Origin of the sequence: Vibrio sp. ArtGut-C1, from assembly GCF_002105475.1 — a bacterium.
In the GTDB taxonomy this organism is placed as follows: Bacteria; Pseudomonadota; Gammaproteobacteria; order Enterobacterales; family Vibrionaceae; genus Vibrio; species Vibrio diabolicus.
The window spans coordinates 21,352-41,684 of sequence record NZ_NCTH01000010.1; the positions used below are offsets into that span (position 1 = coordinate 21,352).

The window sequence follows — 20,333 nt, forward strand, 5'->3', positions numbered from 1 at the left end:
TCACATGTTCAAAAAGCGACCTTAATCACCTTATTTTTAGAATGGTTATACCCATAACACACTGTGATTAAAGGGGATTACAGCATACCACTTTAGGGGTATATGAACTTAAACATGATTAAGATCACTATCATAAATTGATCTAAAACAAGGCCAATTTCGGTCACTATTTCATCTATTCAATTCACTATTAATATTAACGATAGATCTCCGATTCTTATTTGGAATAGCTCCTCACAACGCTGCTAATAAAAACGAATATGGAGATAACACCGTGAGCATAAAACACTGGATGAGCGCACCTATCGCGGTTGCGACCTTATTCGCCAGCCAATTATTTTTGGTTGGTGCTCCTTTGGCGGCAGAGGATACTGGTCTCATAGAGCCTCGCAATGATACCTTTGAACAAAACCATCCTGACCAATATCACTCTTGGAAAGCCACATCGGAAAGCGAGCATATTGAAGATGCCTTAAGTGAAGACCCAAACATGGTGATCTTGTGGGCTGGTTATGGTTTTGCTAAAGACTACAACAAAGCGCGCGGTCACTTTTACGCGCTTGATGATGTGAGGCAAACCCTCAGAACTGGCGCACCAGTAGACGAAAACTCCGGGCCAATGCCGATGGCTTGTTGGAGTTGTAAAAGCCCAGATGTCGCCCGCGTAATTGAAGAGCGCGGTGAAGACGGCTATTTTGAAGGTAAATGGGCGCGCTTGGGCTCAGAAATCGTCAACCCTATCGGTTGTTCCGACTGCCACAATACGGGTTCTGAAGCCTTCAAGAAGGGCGAACCCGCACTGGCACTGACTCGCCCATACGTCGAGCGTGCTTTTGACACCATCGGCAAAAATTTTGACCAACAATCTCGCTTAGATAAACAAGCGTCAGCCTGCGCTCAATGTCATGTCGAGTACTACTTCACAGGTCCGACTAAAGCAGTCAAATTCCCGTGGGACATGGGGACCAACGTCGCTGATATGGAGAAATACTACGACGCGTTGAACTTTAAAGATTGGACGCACGCCGTTTCAAAAGCACCAATGCTCAAGGCACAACACCCAGGTTTCGAAACTTGGAGAGCGGGTATTCATGGCAAAAACAAAGTGGTGTGTGTGGACTGTCACATGCCTAAAGTAACCAAAGAAGACGGTACGGTATACACCGACCACAAAGTGGGTAACCCGTTTGATCGTTTTGAAGACACCTGTGCGCAATGCCATACTCAAACCAAAGAGCAGCTACAAGGCATCGTTTCGACTCGCAAAGCGCAAGTACTAAACATGAAGCTAACCGCCGAGAAGCAAATCGTAGCGGCGCACTTTGAAGCAGGTGCAGCATGGGAAGCAGGAGCAACAGAAGAAGAGATGCAACCTATCCTACAAGATATTCGCCATGCACAATGGCGTTGGGACTACGCGATTGCTTCTCACGGTGTCCACATGCATGCTCCTGAGGTAGCACTTGAAGTGCTAGGTACTGCAGTTGATCGCGCTGCTGACGCCCGTACCAAATTGGTTCGTTTACTGGCAACCAAAGGCATTACTGACCCTGTTCAAATTCCAGATATCTCGACCAAAGCAAAAGCGCAACAAGCACTAGGTATGGATATGGAAAAGATGAATGCAGATAAGAAGCACTTCTTAGAAACGGTGGCACCAGAATGGGATAAAGCAGCTGCTGAGCGCGAGGCAACGTACTGATCAGTATCGATTACACTAGCTTAAATGGATAAAACGAAGGGCGCACGTTGCGCCCTTTTTGTTTGATAGAAGGCAGAGGAAAACAGATTAGCGACGAGGAAGTCTCGGCCTAGGCTGAATATGTGGACGTGTTTTAGGCATCTGCACATTTGGGCGTGTAACTGGGCGCTGAATCTTCGTTTCCGGCAATGCTTTTCTTTGTTGAAGCTTTTCTGCCACGGCTTTGTCTTGTAAAGCCGTAGGCTCGATGCGCTCGGGGCGGTTCTCCCACTTGGTTTGAATCTCCTGCTTTTGCTCGTCAGGCAGCGATTGCCAATGATCGTCAAGCTGTCGCTTCATGTTATCGATATTGGCGGACATATCATCGTCTTTCCAATCTTCGACTTTGTCTTTGATGGATTGCTGTTGCTCTTCATCCAAGCCATTCCACCACTCTTCTAGTTTCTCTTTGTATTCATCGTCGTTGTCGCAACAACCCGGATAGTAATAAATCCAGTAGTCGTCATGATCGTACCACCAAGGGTCGTAATAACCGGAAGAGTAATAAACCGTAGATGAGGTGCCAGAATGTTCGGAAGAGCTACAACCCACTAACACGGAGCCGCACAGCACCACCAATATTCCGAACGCTTTATTCTTCATTCGTCCCCCACCTTTCTTCTATTACTTATTAGATTCTACGCCTACAACAGCTCTTTCGCTTTATTGATCGAGTTAATAATTTGTACTCGATCCAAGCTTGGATCGTTCGAGTCGAGCAATAGCACCCAAGTATCAATGGCTTCCTGAAAGCGGAATGAAACAAAGTGGTCGTTGGCGATCAAAGACAAAGCCGCTTCATTGTGCGGTTCTATCTGCAAAGCTTGTTCTAGAAGCAAACTGACTTCTTGCGTCATTGATTGCTGGTGAATGTAGTATAAGGTCGTCGCTTTCGCAGCAAGTTGCGTGGCACCGACTGGCTCAGTTAGTTGGATGGCGTAATCAAAACAAATCAGTGCGCCATCCAATTCTCCCTCTAGCAGGTAGCCCTGCCCTAGCTGAAACCACAATTCGGCATTGTTTGGGTCTTCACGCAATTGGTCTTGAATTTCCTGCATGATATCGCGAGCAGTCATCATTCGAGAGACTTCAGCTTGAATAGGTTGTGGAGGAGATTGACGCAACAATAAGAAGCTAGCGCTGGTTAACACTAGTACCAAAGCACAAAAACCGAACCATTGTGCCGCTCTTACTCTTGAAGCGCTGAGCGATAATACGACGACGAATAATCCCATCAAAGTGATGGCAATGAAAAACCAAACAGACATAACGCGCTCCCTAGACAAACTGAGTATTAGTGTACTGGTTTAATGCTTGTATTGCGTTGATAGAGGTACAAAAAAGCCGAGCAACTGAGGCTCGGCTTTTTACATTAGAATAGTGACGAAAGATTACTCTTCGTTACCTTCCTCTGCATCATCAGCGGCTGGCGCTTCTGGAGTATCTTGCTGCGTATTTTCGTCTGTTGACTCTAACGCTTCTGCTTCTTCACCAGCAGGCAGCTCTTCTTCATCAACTTCTTCAATACGTTGCAAACCAACAACAGATTCGTCTTCCGCAGTACGGATAAGCGTTACACCTTGCGTGTTACGACCAACCTGGCTAACTTCACCCACACGAGTACGTACTAGTGTACCAGCGTCGGTGATCATCATCATTTCATCACCTTCAACAACCTGGATAGCACCAACTACCGGGCCGTTTCGCTCAGAAACTTTGATAGAAACGACACCTTGAGTGCCACGACCTTTTGTCGGGTACTCACTCAGCGCTGTACGTTTACCGTAACCGTTTTCTGTAACTGTTAGGATGTCGCCTTCGTGCGAAGGAACGATAAGTGATACAACTTGGTCATTTTCAGCCAGTTTCATACCACGAACACCAGAGGCGGTACGACCCATAGGACGAACACCTTTAAACTTGATCTCTGGCTGACCATTCTCATCAAGAACTGGCTTACCATTTTCGTCAAGTACTGGAATTTCTTCTGCTTCTTTAAAGCGAACCACTTTACCCGCTTTAGAGAACAGCATGATTTCGTTTTCGCCGTTAGTGATATCCACACCGATTAACGAATCGTCTTCACGTAGGTTTACCGCAATCAGACCATTTGAACGAACATTTGCAAACTGGTTCAACGGCGTTTTCTTAACCGTACCGTCACCTGTTGCCATGAAGATGAATTTGTCTTCAGAGAATTCATCAACACGCAGAATCGCGGTAATACGCTCACCTTCTTCTAGTGGAAGGATGTTCACAATTGGCTTACCACGAGCAGTGCGGCTCGCTAGAGGCAATTGGTAAACTTTCAGACGGTATGTTTTACCGCGAGTAGAGAAACACAAGATGTTATCGTGGGTATTCGCCACTAGAAGACGCTCGATATGGTCTTCATCTTTCATCTTGGTCGCACTCTTACCTTTACCACCACGGCGCTGTGACTCGTAGTCGCTCAGTACTTGGTACTTAACGTAACCACCGTGCGATAGAGTAACCACAACGTCTTCACGTGCGATCAGCTCTTCCATGTCGATATCATGGCTCGCAGCTGTGATTTCTGTACGACGAGCATCACCAAAGCCGTCACGAACCGCTTCAAGTTCTTCGCGGATCACTTCCATCAAACGCTCAGTGCTTGCAAGGATATGCATGAGCTCAGCGATTTCTTCTAGAAGTGTTTTGTATTCGCCAAGAATCTTCTCGTGTTCTAGACCTGTTAGTTTGTGTAGACGAAGATCTAGGATAGCTTGTGCTTGTTGCTCAGTCAGGAAGTACTGACCATCGCGAATGCCGTATTGAGGTTCTAGCCATTCAGGGCGTGCTGCATCTGTACCAGCACGCTCTAGCATTGCTGAAACGTTGCCTAAATCCCAACCACGAGCGATAAGACCCGCTTTTGCTTCAGCCGGTGTTGGCGCCTTACGGATAAGCTCAATGATTTCATCAATGTTGGCAAGCGCTAGCGCTAAACCTTCAAGGATGTGGGCACGTTCACGCGCTTTACGTAGTTCGAAAATAGTACGACGAGTCACAACTTCACGACGGTGATCAACGAAGCACTTCAACATATCTTTCAGGTTGAATAGCTGTGGTTGGCCATTGTTTAGGGCCACCATGTTGATACCGAAAGTGGTTTGCAACTGAGTCTGAGCGTATAGGTTGTTTAGAACCACTTCGCCCACAGCGTCGCGCTTACATTCAATAACAATACGCATACCGTCTTTATCTGACTCGTCGCGCAGTGCACTGATGCCTTCAACTTTCTTATCTTTAACTAGCTCAGCGATCTTTTCGATCAAGCGAGCTTTGTTTACCTGGTATGGGATCTCAGTGACGATGATGGTTTCTTTACCATTCTTCTCCACTTCGATGTCCGCTTTCGAACGCATGTAGATTTTGCCGCGACCTGTTTTGTACGCGTCTACAATGCCTTTACGACCGCTGATCAGCGCCGCCGTTGGGAAATCAGGACCAGGAATGTAATCCATTAGTTCATCAATAGTGATTTCTTCATTATTGATGTATGCAAGACAGCCATCGATCACTTCGCCAAGGTTATGAGGCGGGATGTTGGTTGCCATACCTACTGCGATACCAGAAGCACCGTTAACCAATAGGTTTGGAATTTTAGTTGGAAGAACCGCTGGGATCTGCTCAGTACCGTCGTAGTTTGGTACGTAGTCTACGGTCTCTTTGTCTAGGTCAGCCAATAGTTCGTGGGCAATTTTTGCCATTCGAACTTCGGTGTAACGCATTGCCGCAGCAGAGTCGCCATCGATAGAGCCAAAGTTACCTTGACCATCGACCAGCATGTAACGAAGCGAGAACGGTTGAGCCATACGTACGATTGTGTCGTACACAGCACTATCACCGTGTGGGTGATATTTACCGATTACGTCGCCGACAACACGGGCTGATTTTTTATATGGTTTGTTCCAATCGTTGCCTAGTACGTTCATCGCGAATAAAACGCGGCGGTGTACTGGTTTTAGGCCATCACGCACATCTGGAAGAGCACGACCCACGATGACTGACATCGCATAGTCTAGATATGAACCTCTAAGCTCATCTTCAATGTTTACGGGCGTGATCTCTTTAGCTAAATCGCTCATAGAGCCATTATCCCTCTATTATCTGATCGTAATTACGATACGTGTAAGGTGCAAAAATATAACACACAATTCATCACTTCGGCATCACTTTCCCTCTCCTTTTATCAGGTTGTGAGCTTGGTTATGAATCAAATGTCGAGAATTTGCACACTCATCCCATATCTTTCTGATTAGTGGTTATATTTCGGTCAACATTGAGCAAAATCGGACTCTGTACGTATAAAACCGAGGTGAAATCGTTAATCCCAATATATCCACACAACGTCAAAAATGCAGGTTTTAGAGTATTGTCACTGGCACTAGTTCAAGGGTGAACCGAAAATAATGCAAGCGTTTTCAAAGTTACAGAAACCTGTTGTTGCCGCGCCAGTGAACTCTGTCATGTCCCTTCACTAAGCACATCGAGGTTGTTTGGTTATAAAACGTTGGAGTATACTGACGCCCTCTAAAGGACTCAGATTGAATGCAATAAAACCAATTATGACTAAAGCACAAAACGTCGACCCAAGTGAAATTAAGAAATTCGAGGACATGGCTTCTCGATGGTGGGATTTAGAAGGCGAGTTTAAGCCACTTCATCAAATTAACCCCCTTCGTTTGAACTATGTACTTGAAAAAGCAAATGGCTTGTTTGGCAAGCGCGCACTTGATGTCGGCTGTGGTGGTGGCATTCTTGCTGAAAGCATGGCGAAAGAAGGCGCTATTGTGACTGGACTTGATATGGGCAAAGAACCTTTAGAAGTCGCGCGACTACATGCATTAGAAACAGGTACTCAACTGACCTACATTCAGAGCACAATAGAAGACCACGCTATAGAAAACGCAGGGACTTACGATGTCGTGACTTGTATGGAGATGCTTGAACACGTTCCAGATCCTCTCTCCGTTATCCGCTCTTGTGCTGCGCTAGTAAAACCTGGTGGTCACGTGTTTTTCTCAACCTTGAACAGAAACATCAAGTCATACTTGTTTGCTATTGTCGGTGCAGAGAAACTTCTTAAGATTGTTCCTGAGGGGACTCACGAGCACGAGAAGTTTATCAAGCCTGCCGAAATGATGAAGATGATAGACCAAACAGACCTAACAGAAATGGGCATTACAGGCCTGCATTACAACCCTCTTAATGACAGTTACAAACTCGGCCGTAATGTAGATGTAAACTACATCGTTCATACTAAAAAATACTGAACGCCGTTATGTTAAAAAATGCGTTTTGTGATTGACATTTTTTGTAGAAAATGTATCGAAAGCGGTAGCACAAAGTTGCCGCTTTTTTTGTCTTTTTATGCCTAAAATTCGTGCTCTAGATTCCATTTTAACCAACCTATTTTTCGTAGATAAAAACGGCCAAAGATCAAGGAAAATATTTTTGCATGCGGTTATTTCTAAACCGATCTCAAAACCGTGCTTTTAACCATTCAAGTCTGCCCTTTTCTCATCGGTTAGTGTTCACTTACTGATTTTTTTCATTTTGTCAGTTATCCACAAGTCATCCCCGATCTGTACCTTGATAAATCAGTGTAATAGCACTATCTTGTAACCCGCAAACAAATGAACCCCTATATGTTGTGTTTAAGCGACAATATATAGATAGACTTTGATCACAAAGCCGCCGCAAGCTTTACTCATATTGCACATAAACAAACAAAAATACGGCTTTTATCAGTTTTCTTAGGGAAATAAAGCAGAATGAACCAACAACTTACCGTCACCAAGCGTGATGGCCGTAAAGAAAGTATCGATCTGGATAAAATCCACCGCGTTATCACTTGGGCTGCAGAAGGTCTAGATAATGTTTCGGTTTCTCAAGTAGAACTTCGCGCTCACATCCAGTTTTACGACGGCATCACAACGACAGATATTCACGAGACAATCATCAAGTCTGCGGCAGACCTGATCTCTGAAGAGACTCCGGATTACCAATACCTAGCTGCTCGCCTAGCGGTATTCCATCTGCGTAAAAAAGCGTATGGCCAATACGAGCCACCAACGCTTTATGATCACGTGTCTCGCCTCGTCGATATGGGTAAGTACGATCAACATATTCTAGAAGACTACACAAAAGCAGAACTCGACGAACTTGATGCGTACATCGACCATAAACGCGACCTAAACTTCTCATACGCGGCAGTTAAGCAGCTAGAGGGCAAGTACTTCGTACAAAACCGTGTAACGGGCCAAATTTACGAAAGTGCTCAGTTCTTATATATCCTTGTAGCAGCGTGCCTATTTGCGAAATATCCAAAAGCAACGCGTCTTGATTACATCAAGCGTTTCTACGATGCGACATCGACATTTAAGATTTCTCTACCTACGCCAATTATGTCTGGCGTACGTACCCCTACTCGCCAGTTCAGCTCATGTGTTCTGATCGAGTGTGGCGACAGTCTTGATTCTATCAACGCAACAGCAAGCTCGATTGTTCGTTACGTATCTCAGCGCGCTGGTATTGGTATCAACGCTGGTCGTATCCGTGCATTAGGTTCAGAGATTCGCGGTGGTGAAGCGTTCCACACTGGCTGTATCCCGTTCTACAAATACTTCCAAACCGCAGTCAAATGTTGTTCGCAAGGTGGTGTTCGTGGTGGCGCAGCGACTGTATTCTACCCAATGTGGCACGGCGAAGCTCGCTCTCTAATGGTGCTTAAAAACAACCGTGGTGTTGAAGAGAACCGTGTTCGTCACATGGACTACGGTGTACAACTGAACAAACTGATGTACCAACGTTTGGTTGAGGGTGGCAACATCACACTATTCTCACCTTCAGACGTACCAGGTCTATACGACGCATTCTTCGAAAACCAAGAAGAGTTTGAGCGTCTATACGTGAAGTACGAGAACGATCCTTCAATCAAGAAAGAAACGGTTAAAGCGATTGAAATGTTCACTCTGCTAATGCAAGAGCGTGCATCAACAGGTCGTATCTACATTCAGAACGTGGACCACTGTAATACTCACAGCCCATTTGATTCTGAAGTAGCGCCAGTTCGTCAATCGAACCTATGTCTAGAAATCGCACTGCCAACGAAGCCATTAACTAACGTTGAAGATGACTCGGGCGAGATCGCACTATGTACGCTTTCTGCCTTCAACCTTGGTGCTATCAAGTCTCTAGATGATTTCGAAGAGCTATCTGATCTTGTTGTTCGTGCGCTAGATGCACTGCTTGATTATCAAGATTACCCTCTACCAGCGGCATACAAATCGACGATGAACCGTCGTACGCTAGGTGTTGGTGTGATCAACTTCGCTTACTACTTAGCGAAGCATGGCGTGAAATACTCTGACGGTAGCGCAAATGGCCTGACTCACCGTACGTTCGAAGCAATGCAGTACTACCTACTAAAAGCATCGGTAGAACTGGCGAAAGAGCAAGGCAAGTGCCCTTCATTCGACGAAACGAACTACGCGAAAGGCTTACTGCCGATTGATACGTACAAGAAAGATATCGACCTAATTTGTGACGAAGCGCTGCACTACGACTGGGACAGCCTACGTAAAGAAATTATGGAGCACGGCCTACGTAACTCAACACTGACTGCGCTAATGCCTTCTGAGACCTCTTCTCAGATTTCAAACGCAACTAACGGTATTGAGCCACCACGTGGTTATGTTTCAGTAAAAGCTTCGAAAGACGGTATTCTGAAGCAAGTTGTACCTGAGTTCACTGAACTTAAAGACAACTATGAACTGCTTTGGAACATCGGTTCGAACGACGGTTACCTACATCTTGTGGGTATTATGCAGAAGTTTGTTGACCAAGCTATCTCTGCTAATACTAACTACGACCCGTCACGTTACGAGACTGGCAAGGTACCAATGAAGAAACTACTTCAAGACCTGCTAACAGCGTACAAGTTTGGTGTGAAAACGCTTTACTACCATAACACTCGTGATGGCGCAAAAGATGAACAGAAAGACGCTGTTCAACCACAAGATGACGATTGTGCTGGCGGCGGTTGTAAGATTTAATCTACCCGCACCTAACACTCCGTAAAGACAGACTATCGATAACCTCCCCTTATGGGGAGGTTTAAAAGGAATTGAGGCATTATGGCTTACAGTACTTTTAACCAAAAAAAGAATGACCAATTGAAGGAACCAATGTTCCTAGGTCAATCAGTAAACGTTGCACGCTACGACCAACAAAAGTTTGAGATTTTCGAAAAGCTTATCGAGAAACAACTTTCTTTCTTCTGGCGTCCAGAAGAAGTAGACGTATCTAGCGACCGTATCGATTACAACAAACTGCCAGATCACGAGAAGCACATCTTCATCTCTAACTTGAAGTACCAAACGCTTCTAGACTCTATCCAAGGTCGTAGCCCTAACGTGGCACTGCTGCCGCTTGTGTCTCTGCCGGAATTAGAGACTTGGATTGAGACTTGGTCTTTCTCTGAAACGATTCACTCTCGTTCTTACACGCACATTATTCGTAACATCGTGAACGACCCTGCTGTGGTATTTGATGATATCGTTGAGAACGAGCACATCCTGAAGCGTGCAAAAGACATCGCGCACTACTACGACGATTTGATTCAAGCGACGAATGATTACCATCGCTACGGTGAAGGTGAGCATGTCCTTAACGGTGAAACAGTTAAGGTTAGTCTGTACGACCTTAAGAAGAAACTGTACATCTGTCTGATGTCTGTGAACGCTCTAGAAGCGATTCGTTTTTACGTAAGTTTCGCATGTTCTTTCGCTTTCGCAGAACGCGAACTAATGGAAGGTAACGCGAAAATCATCAAACTGATTGCACGCGATGAAGCGCTTCACCTGAACGGTACGCAACACATGATCAACTTGCTACGTAACGGTCAGGATGATTTCACTTTCATGCAAATCGCAGAAGAAGCAAAACAAGACTGTTTTGACCTATTCAAAGAAGCGGCTGAGCAAGAAAAAGAGTGGGCAGAGTATCTATTCAAAGATGGCTCTATGATCGGTCTAAACAAAGACATCCTAAGCCAATATGTTGAATACATCACCAACATCCGTATGCAAGCAGTAGGTCTACCTGCAGCTTATCCAGAGGCAACAACCAACCCAATCCCATGGATTAACGCTTGGTTGTCTTCAGATAACGTTCAAGTTGCACCTCAAGAAGCGGAAATTTCTTCTTACCTTGTGGGTCAAATTGACAATGAAGTTCGCGCAGACGACTTCGAAGGATTCGAGCTGTAATGGCAACACTCAAAATCAACAAACTCATCAGTATTGAATCCAACCCTTCCAATACAATTTTGGAAACAATGGAGCAAGCTGGCTTATTACCAGAATACAACTGTCGTGATGGGCACTGTGGCGCTTGTCGCTGCAAGTTGGAATCTGGTGAAGTGGAGTATGTTGGTTTTGCCATGGCTTACACGCAAAGTGATGAGATATTACCTTGTATCTGTAAAGCAAAATCGGATTTGTCACTCAGTGGCGTTAACTACGCGATGAAAGAAAAGCAGCGCGCATAACGTGACTCGACGGTATAAAACGCAAAAGCCAAGGTGATTACCTTGGCTTTTTTGTATCTACGTGTTTTATCTCTCAGGCTGTTATAGGTCTCTGGTTATAAAGCACTACCTGGGAGATGCATCTCTTTAACTTTCTCTAAAAATGCATAATGTGCAAACATCGGTTTACGTTCTAGGTAACGACGCAACAAGTCTAGTGCTGCCGTGCTGATCACTTTAACTTGATCGTTGCGCGGATACTTTTTCGAGAGTTTATATAACGCTCCCCACTCGCCTGACGGTGTCGATAAAGCGACGGAAAAAACACCCTCTTCAATATCGCCAGTGACGAGTGATAAATCCGTCCCACACTTCTCTCGCGTCGCTCCTGCCAGAGCAAACGTTTCTGCTAATGGGTCTCCGCTGTTGCTCATCGCTTGAGTCTGGCTTGGTAGTACCCAACCATGTCCAAGTTGCCTTTCAGCGTTTTCATCACTATTTAACCAATAAGTTAAGTATCCACCACTGCTTTTTTCGGAAACCGACACGGTTAACTCTTTATCCACCAACAGCTGGCCGACATTTTCAACCATAGGTAAATCAATACTAACGGTATTGCTTTCAAGATGCTTATTGATCATCTGTACCAACTTCAAACGCTGTTCAAGCTGGTCAGAAGGGCCAAAGAGTTTCACTTCAATAAAAGGTAAGTAAGAGCGATAACCAAGCTCATACCCTTGAGGAAGTTTTAGCTGATCAAGCTTGTCCGAGATGCCGGATTCGGAAAGGCCAAACGTATAGATTCGACTACAACATGAACCTTGCACCTCTGGAAAAGCTCTTCTCAGATCAGGCAAAATTTGCGTCTCTGCCATAAGCTTAAATTCACTTGGCACACCCGGCGTAAAATAAAAAATGGCATCATTAATCAGCATCTTGAAACCACAGGCCGTGCCTATCGGGTTATCCAGAATCTCAGCCGTTTCTGGTAGCATGGCTTGTTTTAAGTTACTGTCTGGCATTGGGATGCCACGTCGAGCATACAAACTTTCTAGATGCTGCAACCACTCTTTGAAAAGCACGAGTTTACACTCAGCAGCTCTCGCTGCGGCGGCCGCACTCATATCATCGGTCGTTGGCCCTAAACCACCATTCACGATCACCACGTCATTGTTGAAGCTCAACATTAAAAACTCTTCAACCAAGCTCGACAGGCTATCACCAACCGTTGAGCGCTTTGTTAAGCCAAATCCATGTTGATAAAACAGGCTAGATAACCATGCCGCATTAGTATCAACAATATCACCGTGGAGCACTTCCTCACCGGTACTAAGCATTGCTATTTTCACAACTGACTCCTGAACATAAGCACAATCCTATTATTCGTTATAGTGCTTATTTTTCTTTTTATTTGGACGAATCTCGACGAGATATATTGGGACTAAATAAGGATCAAGTATTTAAATGGTTGATGTTTTGAGGGATAATTGCGAGCCCGATCATCACACCATCAACTCGGAGACCTTTGTGTCAAAATCATCCATGTTCAAGAAAACTCTAACTGGCCTTTGCTTGACTTCGTCAGCGCTTGCGCACGCAAGTCAGTACGATATGACCAGTCATACGGAGTTTTCTTACACACCTGATTGCTTGTCAGGTTACTGCGAAACGACGACTCTGTACACCTTCGAGTCTCAAAATCGCGGTGTTATGTATGAGCAGAATAATGATGATTCATTAAATCTTGATGCAGGGCTTCAGCCTAAACATCTCATAATCCCTCAAGATAAAGACTGGGATTACCTCATGGGTCAAACCTACACCATTCTTGGCCTGAGTATCGCAACCGTTGGTATGATGACTTTCCTTCCAGAAAGTATCACTAAGTGGGACGAAGAAGACCGAGACATGAGTAAGCTGGGTCAAAAATGGAAAGATAATGTCTCTGATGGGCCTGTTTGGGATCGTGATGAACATGTCCTCAACTACATCATGCACCCTTATTTTGGCGGCGTTTACTACACAGCCGCACGCCACGCTGGCTATAACGAGTTTCAGTCATTCTTGTACTCCGCAACCATGTCAACATTCTTTTGGGAGTACGGAGTAGAGGCATTTGCAGAAGTGCCATCTTGGCAGGATATTTTTATCACACCATTCTTTGGTGCTGTGGTTGGCGAAATGATGCTCACTGCTGAGCAAGATATTGTAGCAAACGGCGGCGAAGTCATGGGCTCTGAAACCGTCGGTGATGTATCACTCTTCTTCCTAAACCCTGTTGGGCATATCCATTATTGGGTAACCGATGCGTGGGGCGGTAGTGCAGAACTACAATTTAATTCATCACCTTGGTTTGGTAATCAAGACGTCGCAAAATTCGCAATGGACGCAGGTGCCAACTACGATAGCCAATTTTACGGTGTCGAACTAAAAGTAACATTTTAGCCTTGACTTGAGTTGATACTCGGTAGAAAAGCAGCCTTATGATGGCTGCTTTTTTGTGCCCTAAACATCGTTTTAATTATTTGCTTCACGAATTCGTGTCAAAAATTGACTTTCATCAAACATAACCCTCTCCTAGCACCTACACTAAATAAAAGGATTTATTCCAATAACTTAAGTAGCACGTTTATTCGTACTGCGTCCAAACCTTATTCCAGGAGGGGACATTATGAACACCGTATTTATTGTTAATTTTGTCGGACAAGCGTCACCCGCAACTATCAAAGAACTCGCAGCAATTACTCATGAAAATGGCGGTAAATGGCTGATAAGCAAAGTAAACTTTATCGAAGATCAAGTTGCAGGTGTCATCAAAGTAGAGCTTCCAAGAGAAAATGCCGACATCGTTAAAGAGGCGTTCTCTTCATGTCAAACTCTTGTGGTTAGGTTCGTTGACTCGGATCCTCACTCGCATCGTGAAGACGCTATCTTTCAGCTTCGCTTAGATGCCAACGATAGAGCAGGTATTGTGAATGAAATTACTCACGTTCTCGATAATCAAGGCATTTCAATTCTAGATATGGATTGCCAACGCGTATTCATTGCAGGCGGCGGTGGGGTAAGCTCCAGCTTATTCAGCGCAAAAATGGCGATTAAATTGCCTAGCGAGCTAGAGATAGAGGACGTGGCTAATGAGTTAGAATCTCTGAGTGAAGACACTCGTGTAATTGTAGAAAGCTAACTGCATACCTTTAACGCTTCCCCAATAAAAAAGAGCAGCAATTCAGCTGCTCTTTGTCGTTCTAATACTCAATACGTTTTATTTCACCGACCACTGAGATAGTGAACGTTTGAAATCAGAGTAGTCAAATTCATTCAGTTTTTGAATGTCACCATTCGAGCGTTCACAGTAAACCGAAGGCATACGTAGACCGTTAAACCAGTTCAGTTTCACCATGGTGTAACCTGCACTATCTAGAATGTGCAGACGCTGTCCGATCTCGAGAGGCTGTTCGAAGTTCGCCACGCAAAACTGGTCACCAGCTAAACAAGAGCACGATCCAATCACGTATTCATGTTCACCGTTTTCAGATGCTTCAAGAATGGACGCTGGCTCGTTGTAGATAAGCGTATCCAAACGGTGAGCTTCTGTTGCTGAATCGACAATCGCCGTCTTCTTCACGTTCTCCACAATATCAACCACTGTTACAACAAGATCGGTTGTCTTAGTGATGATCGCTTCACCCGGCTCTAGATACATTTGTACGCCGTGTTTCTCTGAGAATGCTTTAAGCGCTAAACCCAACTTCTCGATGTCGTACCCCGGCCATGTGAAGAAAACGCCGCCACCCATGCTTACCCAGTCCAGCTTATCTAGGTACTCGCCAAACTGCTCTGAAATAGCATCGAGTAAGCCGATAAACGCATCCACGTCTTTGTTCTCACAGTTCATGTGGAACATTACGCCATCAATACCATCAAAAATTTCCGGTTTGATGTGATCAGCCTGAACACCAAGACGAGAGAATTGACGAGCTGGGTTTGCTAAGTCTTGCCCTGCGTAGCTCACACCTGGGTTTAGTCGCAAGCCAATCGATGCTTTACCTTCGACAATATGACGATAAGCCGCTAGCTGTGACTGAGAGTTAAAGATCATCTTGTCACAGATGTCCGCCACGTCGCGAACGTCATCTTCGCTGTAACCCACACTGTATGCGTGTGTCTCACCACCGAACGTTTCGTAGCCAAGCTTCACTTCAAACGGGCCAGAGCTGGTTGTTCCGTCTAGGTAAGGCTTGATGATGTCGAATACACCCCATGTTGAGAAGCACTTCAGTGCTAATACAAGCTTCACACCAGAGATGTCTTTTAGCTGTTTTGCTTTCTCTAGGTTCTCAATCAGCTTGTCTTCATTGATCATGAAGTATGGCGTTTTTAGTTCGTTTTGTTGCATTTTGATACCTTACGTCCCTTCGCCTTAGCAAAGGCACTATAAAATCGAACAAAGCCGACACAAGTGCATCGGCTTAAACGTACAAATAAGAGTCGCTAGATTCTTACTTCAATTTATGGATAACAGGTTGTCCTGGCTCCAGTTCTTGAACATGCCAATCTAGACCAATAGATGGCATGGTTTCTAGGAATGGGTCAGGATCTAGCTGCTCCATGTTGAACACGCCTTTGTCTGCCCATTTGCCACGGAAGAACTGCAAAGCAGCAGTGATCGCAGGTACGCCAGTGGTGTATGAGATAGCTTGGTGTTCAACATCTTCGTATGCGACTTCGTGATCAGCGTTGTTGTAAATAAATACACTGCGCTCTTTACCATCTTTCTTACCTTGAACCCAAGTACCGATACACGTTAGGCCAGTGTAGCCTGGTGCGAGAGATGTTGGGTCCGGCAGTAGCGCTTTCAATACGTGTAGAGGTTGGACTACCGTGCCGTCGTGCAGCGTCAGTGGGTCTGGGCTGAGTAGACCAATATCGCGCATTACGTTGAAATAGTTCAGGTAACGGTCACCGAACCCCATCCAAAACTCAATGCGTTTCGCCGGGATGAACTCTTGCATAGATCGAACTTCGTCGTGCGCCATTGAGTACACTTTATGTGAACCACAGTTCGGGAATTCAAACTCAAGCATACGTGAGTGACAAGGTACTTGTTTCCACTCGCCGTTTTCCCAGTAGAAGGAATCACCTTGAATCTCAAGCATGTTCGTTTCTGGGTCAAAGTTAGTTGCGAACTTCTTACCGTGGTCACCTGCGTTTACATCCATTACGTCGATAGTATCGATTTCATCGAACAGATGTTTCACCGCGTATGCAGCAAACACCGATACTACGCCCGGATCGAAACCGGCACCAAGAATACCTGTGATACCCGCCTCTTCAAACTTCTCACGGTAGCCCCACTGCCAATCGTAAGCTTGAGGTACTTGTTGGCCTTCAGAGCACAAATCAACCGCAACAGATGTATCAAGGTATGACACTTTAGCTTGGTAACATGCTTCCATAATAGACATGTTCACCCAAGGAGGACCCGCGTTGATCACTAAGTCAGGCTGCACTTCTTTAATTAAAGCAACTAAAGAATCTACGTCGTCCGCGTTTACCGCACGAGCTTCTAGTTTCTTAGTTGAATCTTTCAGATTGTTTTTCTTCTGAATCGATTCGATGATTTTCTCACACTTACCTACGGTACGTGATGCGATTGTGATATCACCCAGAACGTCGTTGTTTTGTGCTGCTTTATGTGCAACTACCCAGCCAACGCCGCCTGCACCAATCTGTAGAATTGCCATAGTTTTCCGTTACCTTTGTTAAACTAGCTCTGCCGCTAGCGTATTGATTTTTGAGAGCAAAGATTCAAAGTCCGCCGTCGTCAGACACGGGTTCAAAATCGTAAATTTCAATGCGGTTTTATCGTCGACAATGGTTTCACCCAATACCGCGATACCGCGTGTTAACGCTTCTAAGCGCAACGTTTTGTTCAGTTCGTCAAGATCCGCTGATTCATGTGTCGCGCGGAACAGAACCGTAGATAGTGATGGTTCAGCCAACAACTCAAAGTGTTTGTTATCTCGAATCATGTCCGCAACTTCAAGCGTCTGATCAAGTAAATGATCGTACATATCGCCTAGGGCTTTTGGCCCCACGCTTTGCATCGTCATAAACACTTTTAGCGCATCAAAACGCTTAGTTGTAGCAATAGACTTATCCACCAAGTTCGGTAGTTCGTCGTGTTCGCGGTTCAAGTAATCTGCATGATGAAGCAGGAATTTAAAGTTAGACTTGTCATTCACCAACAGCGCACCACAACTGATGGTTTGGTAAAATAACTTGTGGAAGTCTACGCTGATGGAGTGTGCACGCTCACAACCTTTCAGACGGGCTTTTTGGCTACTTAAAATCAGAGCTCCACCGTATGCACCGTCGACGTGCATCCACATGTCATGTTTCGCTGCCATATCGGCGATAAAGTCTAGGTCATCAATAGCACCGTGATCCGTTGTGCCCGCTGTGCCAACAATTGCAAATGGGATCAAACCTTCTGCTTTTGCCTGATTTAGAACTTCGTCTAACTTAGTGACATCCATCGTTCCATCGGCATTAGCATCGACGGTCATAACCGCTTTTTCACCCAATCCCATCCAAGACGCTGATTTTTGAACCGTGAAGTGGGATTTTTTCGAACATACAATACGCAGCTTGTCTGCGTATTCAGGAAGGCCAAGCTTTTGAATTGAGTGCGCACTGAGTTTGTCAGCAATCCAATCACGCGCAATCATCAAACCCATTTGATTACTTTGCGTGCCGCCGCTCGTGAAGATACCGTCCGCTTTTTCACCTAACTTGTATTTATCGCATAGCCAGTTCACAACTTTCTGTTCAACATAAGTCGCTGATGAAGCTTGATCCCATGAGTCCATTGATTGGTTCAAAGCCGCAATCATTGCCTCTGCGGCAATAGCAGGCATCAACGGTGGAGTATGAAGGTGAGCGATACAATCTGGATGTTGAGTAAAAATCGCGTTTTTCGCGACCAACTCGGCTGCATCATCAATAACCGTTTTGAGAGGCGCATTTTTATTGTCAAGATCAACAGCATGGATCGCTGCTTCCAATGCTTTTGGATCCATACCTGAGTATGGTGCAGCAACCTGTTCAAACACTGATTTCATTGCTGTCGTAGTGTGATTCATCACCGAAGCAAACTCATTGCTGCCCAACTCTCCAGTGTGGATGAAATGCTTCTTCCATTCATCTTGTGGCTGAGTTTCGATGTGACTACCGCCGGCGGCTAAAATCGCGTCTTCAAATACACGTAAAGCAAAGTCGATTTGCTCAAACGAGATGATAAGAGGAGGAAGGAAGCGAATTACTGCGCCTTCACGTCCGCCTTTCTCAACGATCAAGCCACGCTCAAGTGCTGCGCGTTGAATGGAAAGAGTGAGTTCACTATCCGCTTGAGGTTCGCCAAATTTATTGAGCTCACCGTTTGGATTTTTAATCTCCACACCAAGCATCAAGCCTTTGCCACGTACTTCTGCGATACAGTTCACGCGCTTTTGAATGCTTTCAAGACCATAGCGCAAATACTGGCCCGCAATATTGGCGTGCTCAACCAGATTGTCACGCTGGATGATTTCTAATGCTTTCGCACCAGAGACCATGGCTAACTGATTGCCACGAAACGTACCTGTGTGTTCGCCCGGCTTCCAAGTATCATGCTGCTTGTTGATAACCAATAGCGACATTGGTAAGCCACCGCCAATAGCTTTTGATAAACACAGGATATCTGGAACAATTCCCGACTCTTCAAATGCGAAATTGTAGCCAGTTTTACCAACACCACACTGGATCTCATCGAAGATTAGTAAGATACCGTGTTCATCACAAATACGACGTAACTCTCGCAGCCAGAATGCTGGCGCAGGAACAACACCACCCTCACCTTGCACTGGCTCAACGATGATCGCAGCAGGCTTCATAATGCCCGATTCATCATCGTTTAAAAGACGATCGATATAGCGAATGCTTGCTTTCGCACCTTCATCACCGCCAAGCCCAAATGGACAACGCAGATTGTATGGGAAAGGCATAAAGTGCACGTCTGACATTAAACCAGTTCGACGCGCTTTCGTACCTAAGTTGCCCATCATGCCCATTGTGCCGTTAGTCATACCATGATATGCGCCACGAAAAGCAAACATGGTGTTGCGACCAGTAGTCTGCTTCGCGAGTTTGATCGCGGCTTCAACTGCATCGGCTCCTGACGGACCACAAAATTGGATAACGCTGTTCTCACTTAACTCTTGAGGAAGAAAAGATTTAACAGATTGAATAAACGTCGTTTTTGCTGATGTTGCAATATCTAGCGTCTGATATGGCAGACCCGAATCTAATTGCTCTTTCAGAGCTTGGTTGATTTCAGGATGGTTATACCCTAAAGCTAGAGTGCCCGCCCCCGCAAGGCAGTCTAAAAAGATCTGTCCACGTGTATCTTCAACCAAGCAACCAAAAGCTTGTTTGATTGCGATTGGCAAGCGACGTGGATAAGAACGTACTTCAGATTCATGCTCAGCCTGATCAATCAATACTTGATCTGGCGTTAAGTCATACGTTCCCTCAACGATAGGAACCTGAGACGAAAAAATGTTTGCGATATTGCTATCGACTTCAAAGGCAGTGCTCATACTACATAATCCCTTGAATTATAATAATTCTATATCCTGTATTAATAATCATTGGAATGAAGTTACAGGAGGTGTGTATACCCCTCCGCATTTGTCAGTGCAAAATGACAAATACAGATCATCTGCCACGATATTCGTGACTTTATATGTAAAAGGGATTAATCAAGGTTCCGTAATGCACCCGTTTTGTAAAACAGGACATTTCGGCAGTATGAAGCTGATTAGTGTGTGTTTATTCAAAGGTTTCAATGTTGGGTTTCCCATTAATATGCCGCTTTTACAGCATTAGTATCCCGTCTATCGACAAAAGGCTTTGCCGATACCTACCCTACGCAGTGTCACAATCAGCTTGAATGGTCACTACGCGTATCCCCCAGAGATCAAACGTTGTTAA

At 45.1% G+C, this 20,333-nt stretch carries 14 protein-coding genes; 7 read left to right on the forward strand and 7 right to left on the reverse strand.

Annotated elements, in window-relative coordinates:
* Positions 1-292 precede the first annotated feature (292 nt).
* Positions 293-1,702 (forward strand): ammonia-forming nitrite reductase cytochrome c552 subunit, encoded by a 1,410-nt coding sequence (gene nrfA / locus B7360_RS10835; protein ID WP_274615225.1) that lies wholly within the window; start codon positions 293-295, stop codon positions 1,700-1,702.
* A gap of 87 nt (positions 1,703-1,789) precedes the next feature.
* Here nrfA and B7360_RS10840 read toward each other — a convergent pair whose 3' ends face one another.
* The 3 genes from B7360_RS10840 to gyrA all read right to left on the reverse strand — a co-directional run bounded on the left by B7360_RS10840 (position 1,790) and on the right by gyrA (position 5,853).
* Positions 1,790-2,344, reverse strand: coding sequence for a hypothetical protein (locus B7360_RS10840; RefSeq protein ID WP_085343490.1), 555 nt, complete (start codon positions 2,342-2,344; stop codon positions 1,790-1,792).
* Between the two features lie 41 nt (positions 2,345-2,385).
* Positions 2,386-3,009, reverse strand: a complete 624-nt coding sequence (locus tag B7360_RS10845) for a hypothetical protein (RefSeq protein ID WP_085343491.1) — start codon at positions 3,007-3,009, stop codon at positions 2,386-2,388.
* Between the two features lie 123 nt (positions 3,010-3,132).
* On the reverse strand, positions 3,133-5,853 hold the full coding sequence (gene gyrA, locus B7360_RS10850) for a DNA topoisomerase (ATP-hydrolyzing) subunit A (RefSeq protein WP_085343492.1): 2,721 nt from the start codon (positions 5,851-5,853) through the stop codon (positions 3,133-3,135).
* Positions 5,854-6,333: 480 nt separating this feature from the next.
* Between gyrA and ubiG the strand changes: the two genes are divergently transcribed.
* From ubiG to yfaE, 4 genes are all read left to right on the forward strand, one after another.
* Entirely contained in the window at positions 6,334-7,041 is a 708-nt protein-coding gene (gene ubiG / locus B7360_RS10855; RefSeq protein ID WP_031780424.1) for a bifunctional 2-polyprenyl-6-hydroxyphenol methylase/3-demethylubiquinol 3-O-methyltransferase UbiG, read from the forward strand.
* A gap of 501 nt (positions 7,042-7,542) precedes the next feature.
* The gene (gene nrdA / locus B7360_RS10860; protein ID WP_005394788.1) at positions 7,543-9,825 is read left to right on the forward strand and encodes a class 1a ribonucleoside-diphosphate reductase subunit alpha; all 2,283 of its coding nucleotides are present in this window, start codon (positions 7,543-7,545) and stop codon (positions 9,823-9,825) included.
* Positions 9,826-9,906: 81 nt separating this feature from the next.
* Positions 9,907-11,040, forward strand: a complete 1,134-nt coding sequence (gene nrdB / locus B7360_RS10865) for a class Ia ribonucleoside-diphosphate reductase subunit beta (protein WP_005376818.1) — start codon at positions 9,907-9,909, stop codon at positions 11,038-11,040.
* On the forward strand, positions 11,040-11,321 hold the full coding sequence (gene yfaE / locus B7360_RS10870) for a class I ribonucleotide reductase maintenance protein YfaE (protein WP_005376817.1): 282 nt from the start codon (positions 11,040-11,042) through the stop codon (positions 11,319-11,321). The genes nrdB and yfaE overlap by 1 nt, the downstream gene beginning before the upstream one ends.
* 95 nt (positions 11,322-11,416) lie before the next feature.
* Here yfaE and B7360_RS10875 read toward each other — a convergent pair whose 3' ends face one another.
* Positions 11,417-12,649, reverse strand: coding sequence for a CinA family nicotinamide mononucleotide deamidase-related protein (locus tag B7360_RS10875; protein ID WP_053808905.1), 1,233 nt, complete (start codon positions 12,647-12,649; stop codon positions 11,417-11,419).
* A gap of 193 nt (positions 12,650-12,842) precedes the next feature.
* On the opposite strand from B7360_RS10875, the gene B7360_RS10880 reads away from it, so the two are divergent.
* Positions 12,843-13,745 carry a DUF3943 domain-containing protein gene (locus B7360_RS10880; protein WP_085343547.1) on the forward strand — a complete coding sequence of 301 codons (903 nt, stop codon included), beginning with the start codon at positions 12,843-12,845 and terminating at the stop codon, positions 13,743-13,745.
* 226 nt (positions 13,746-13,971) lie between these two features.
* A complete protein-coding gene (locus tag B7360_RS10885) occupies positions 13,972-14,484 on the forward strand; it encodes a glycine cleavage system protein R (protein WP_085343493.1) in 513 nt (170 codons plus the stop codon).
* 78 nt (positions 14,485-14,562) lie between these two features.
* Here B7360_RS10885 and nspC read toward each other — a convergent pair whose 3' ends face one another.
* The 3 genes from nspC to B7360_RS10900 form a co-directional block, all read right to left on the reverse strand.
* Entirely contained in the window at positions 14,563-15,696 is a 1,134-nt protein-coding gene (nspC, locus tag B7360_RS10890) for a carboxynorspermidine decarboxylase (RefSeq protein WP_005394797.1), read from the reverse strand.
* 103 nt (positions 15,697-15,799) lie between these two features.
* Positions 15,800-17,044 (reverse strand): carboxynorspermidine synthase, encoded by a 1,245-nt coding sequence (locus B7360_RS10895; RefSeq protein ID WP_012841628.1) that lies wholly within the window; start codon positions 17,042-17,044, stop codon positions 15,800-15,802.
* A gap of 18 nt (positions 17,045-17,062) precedes the next feature.
* The gene (locus tag B7360_RS10900; protein WP_085343494.1) at positions 17,063-19,939 is read right to left on the reverse strand and encodes a pyridoxal phosphate-dependent class III aminotransferase; all 2,877 of its coding nucleotides are present in this window, start codon (positions 19,937-19,939) and stop codon (positions 17,063-17,065) included.
* Positions 19,940-20,333: the final 394 nt, after the last annotated feature.

What these genes read in the sequence shown, in the direction of transcription:
- gyrA (WP_085343492.1), bottom strand. Translation starts at nt 5,853, where the DNA reads ATGAGCGATTTAGCTAAAGAGATCACGCCCGTAAACATTGAAGATGAG.
- ubiG (WP_031780424.1), top strand. Translation starts at nt 6,334, where the DNA reads ATGACTAAAGCACAAAACGTCGACCCAAGTGAAATTAAGAAATTCGAG.
- B7360_RS10845 (WP_085343491.1), bottom strand. Translation starts at nt 3,009, where the DNA reads ATGTCTGTTTGGTTTTTCATTGCCATCACTTTGATGGGATTATTCGTC.
- B7360_RS10895 (WP_012841628.1), bottom strand. Translation starts at nt 17,044, where the DNA reads ATGGCAATTCTACAGATTGGTGCAGGCGGCGTTGGCTGGGTAGTTGCA.
- B7360_RS10885 (WP_085343493.1), top strand. Translation starts at nt 13,972, where the DNA reads ATGAACACCGTATTTATTGTTAATTTTGTCGGACAAGCGTCACCCGCA.
- nrfA (WP_274615225.1), top strand. Translation starts at nt 293, where the DNA reads ATGAGCGCACCTATCGCGGTTGCGACCTTATTCGCCAGCCAATTATTT.
- B7360_RS10900 (WP_085343494.1), bottom strand. Translation starts at nt 19,939, where the DNA reads ATGAGCACTGCCTTTGAAGTCGATAGCAATATCGCAAACATTTTTTCG.
- nspC (WP_005394797.1), bottom strand. Translation starts at nt 15,696, where the DNA reads ATGCAACAAAACGAACTAAAAACGCCATACTTCATGATCAATGAAGAC.
- yfaE (WP_005376817.1), top strand. Translation starts at nt 11,040, where the DNA reads ATGGCAACACTCAAAATCAACAAACTCATCAGTATTGAATCCAACCCT.
- nrdB (WP_005376818.1), top strand. Translation starts at nt 9,907, where the DNA reads ATGGCTTACAGTACTTTTAACCAAAAAAAGAATGACCAATTGAAGGAA.
- B7360_RS10880 (WP_085343547.1), top strand. Translation starts at nt 12,843, where the DNA reads ATGTTCAAGAAAACTCTAACTGGCCTTTGCTTGACTTCGTCAGCGCTT.
- B7360_RS10840 (WP_085343490.1), bottom strand. Translation starts at nt 2,344, where the DNA reads ATGAAGAATAAAGCGTTCGGAATATTGGTGGTGCTGTGCGGCTCCGTG.
- nrdA (WP_005394788.1), top strand. Translation starts at nt 7,543, where the DNA reads ATGAACCAACAACTTACCGTCACCAAGCGTGATGGCCGTAAAGAAAGT.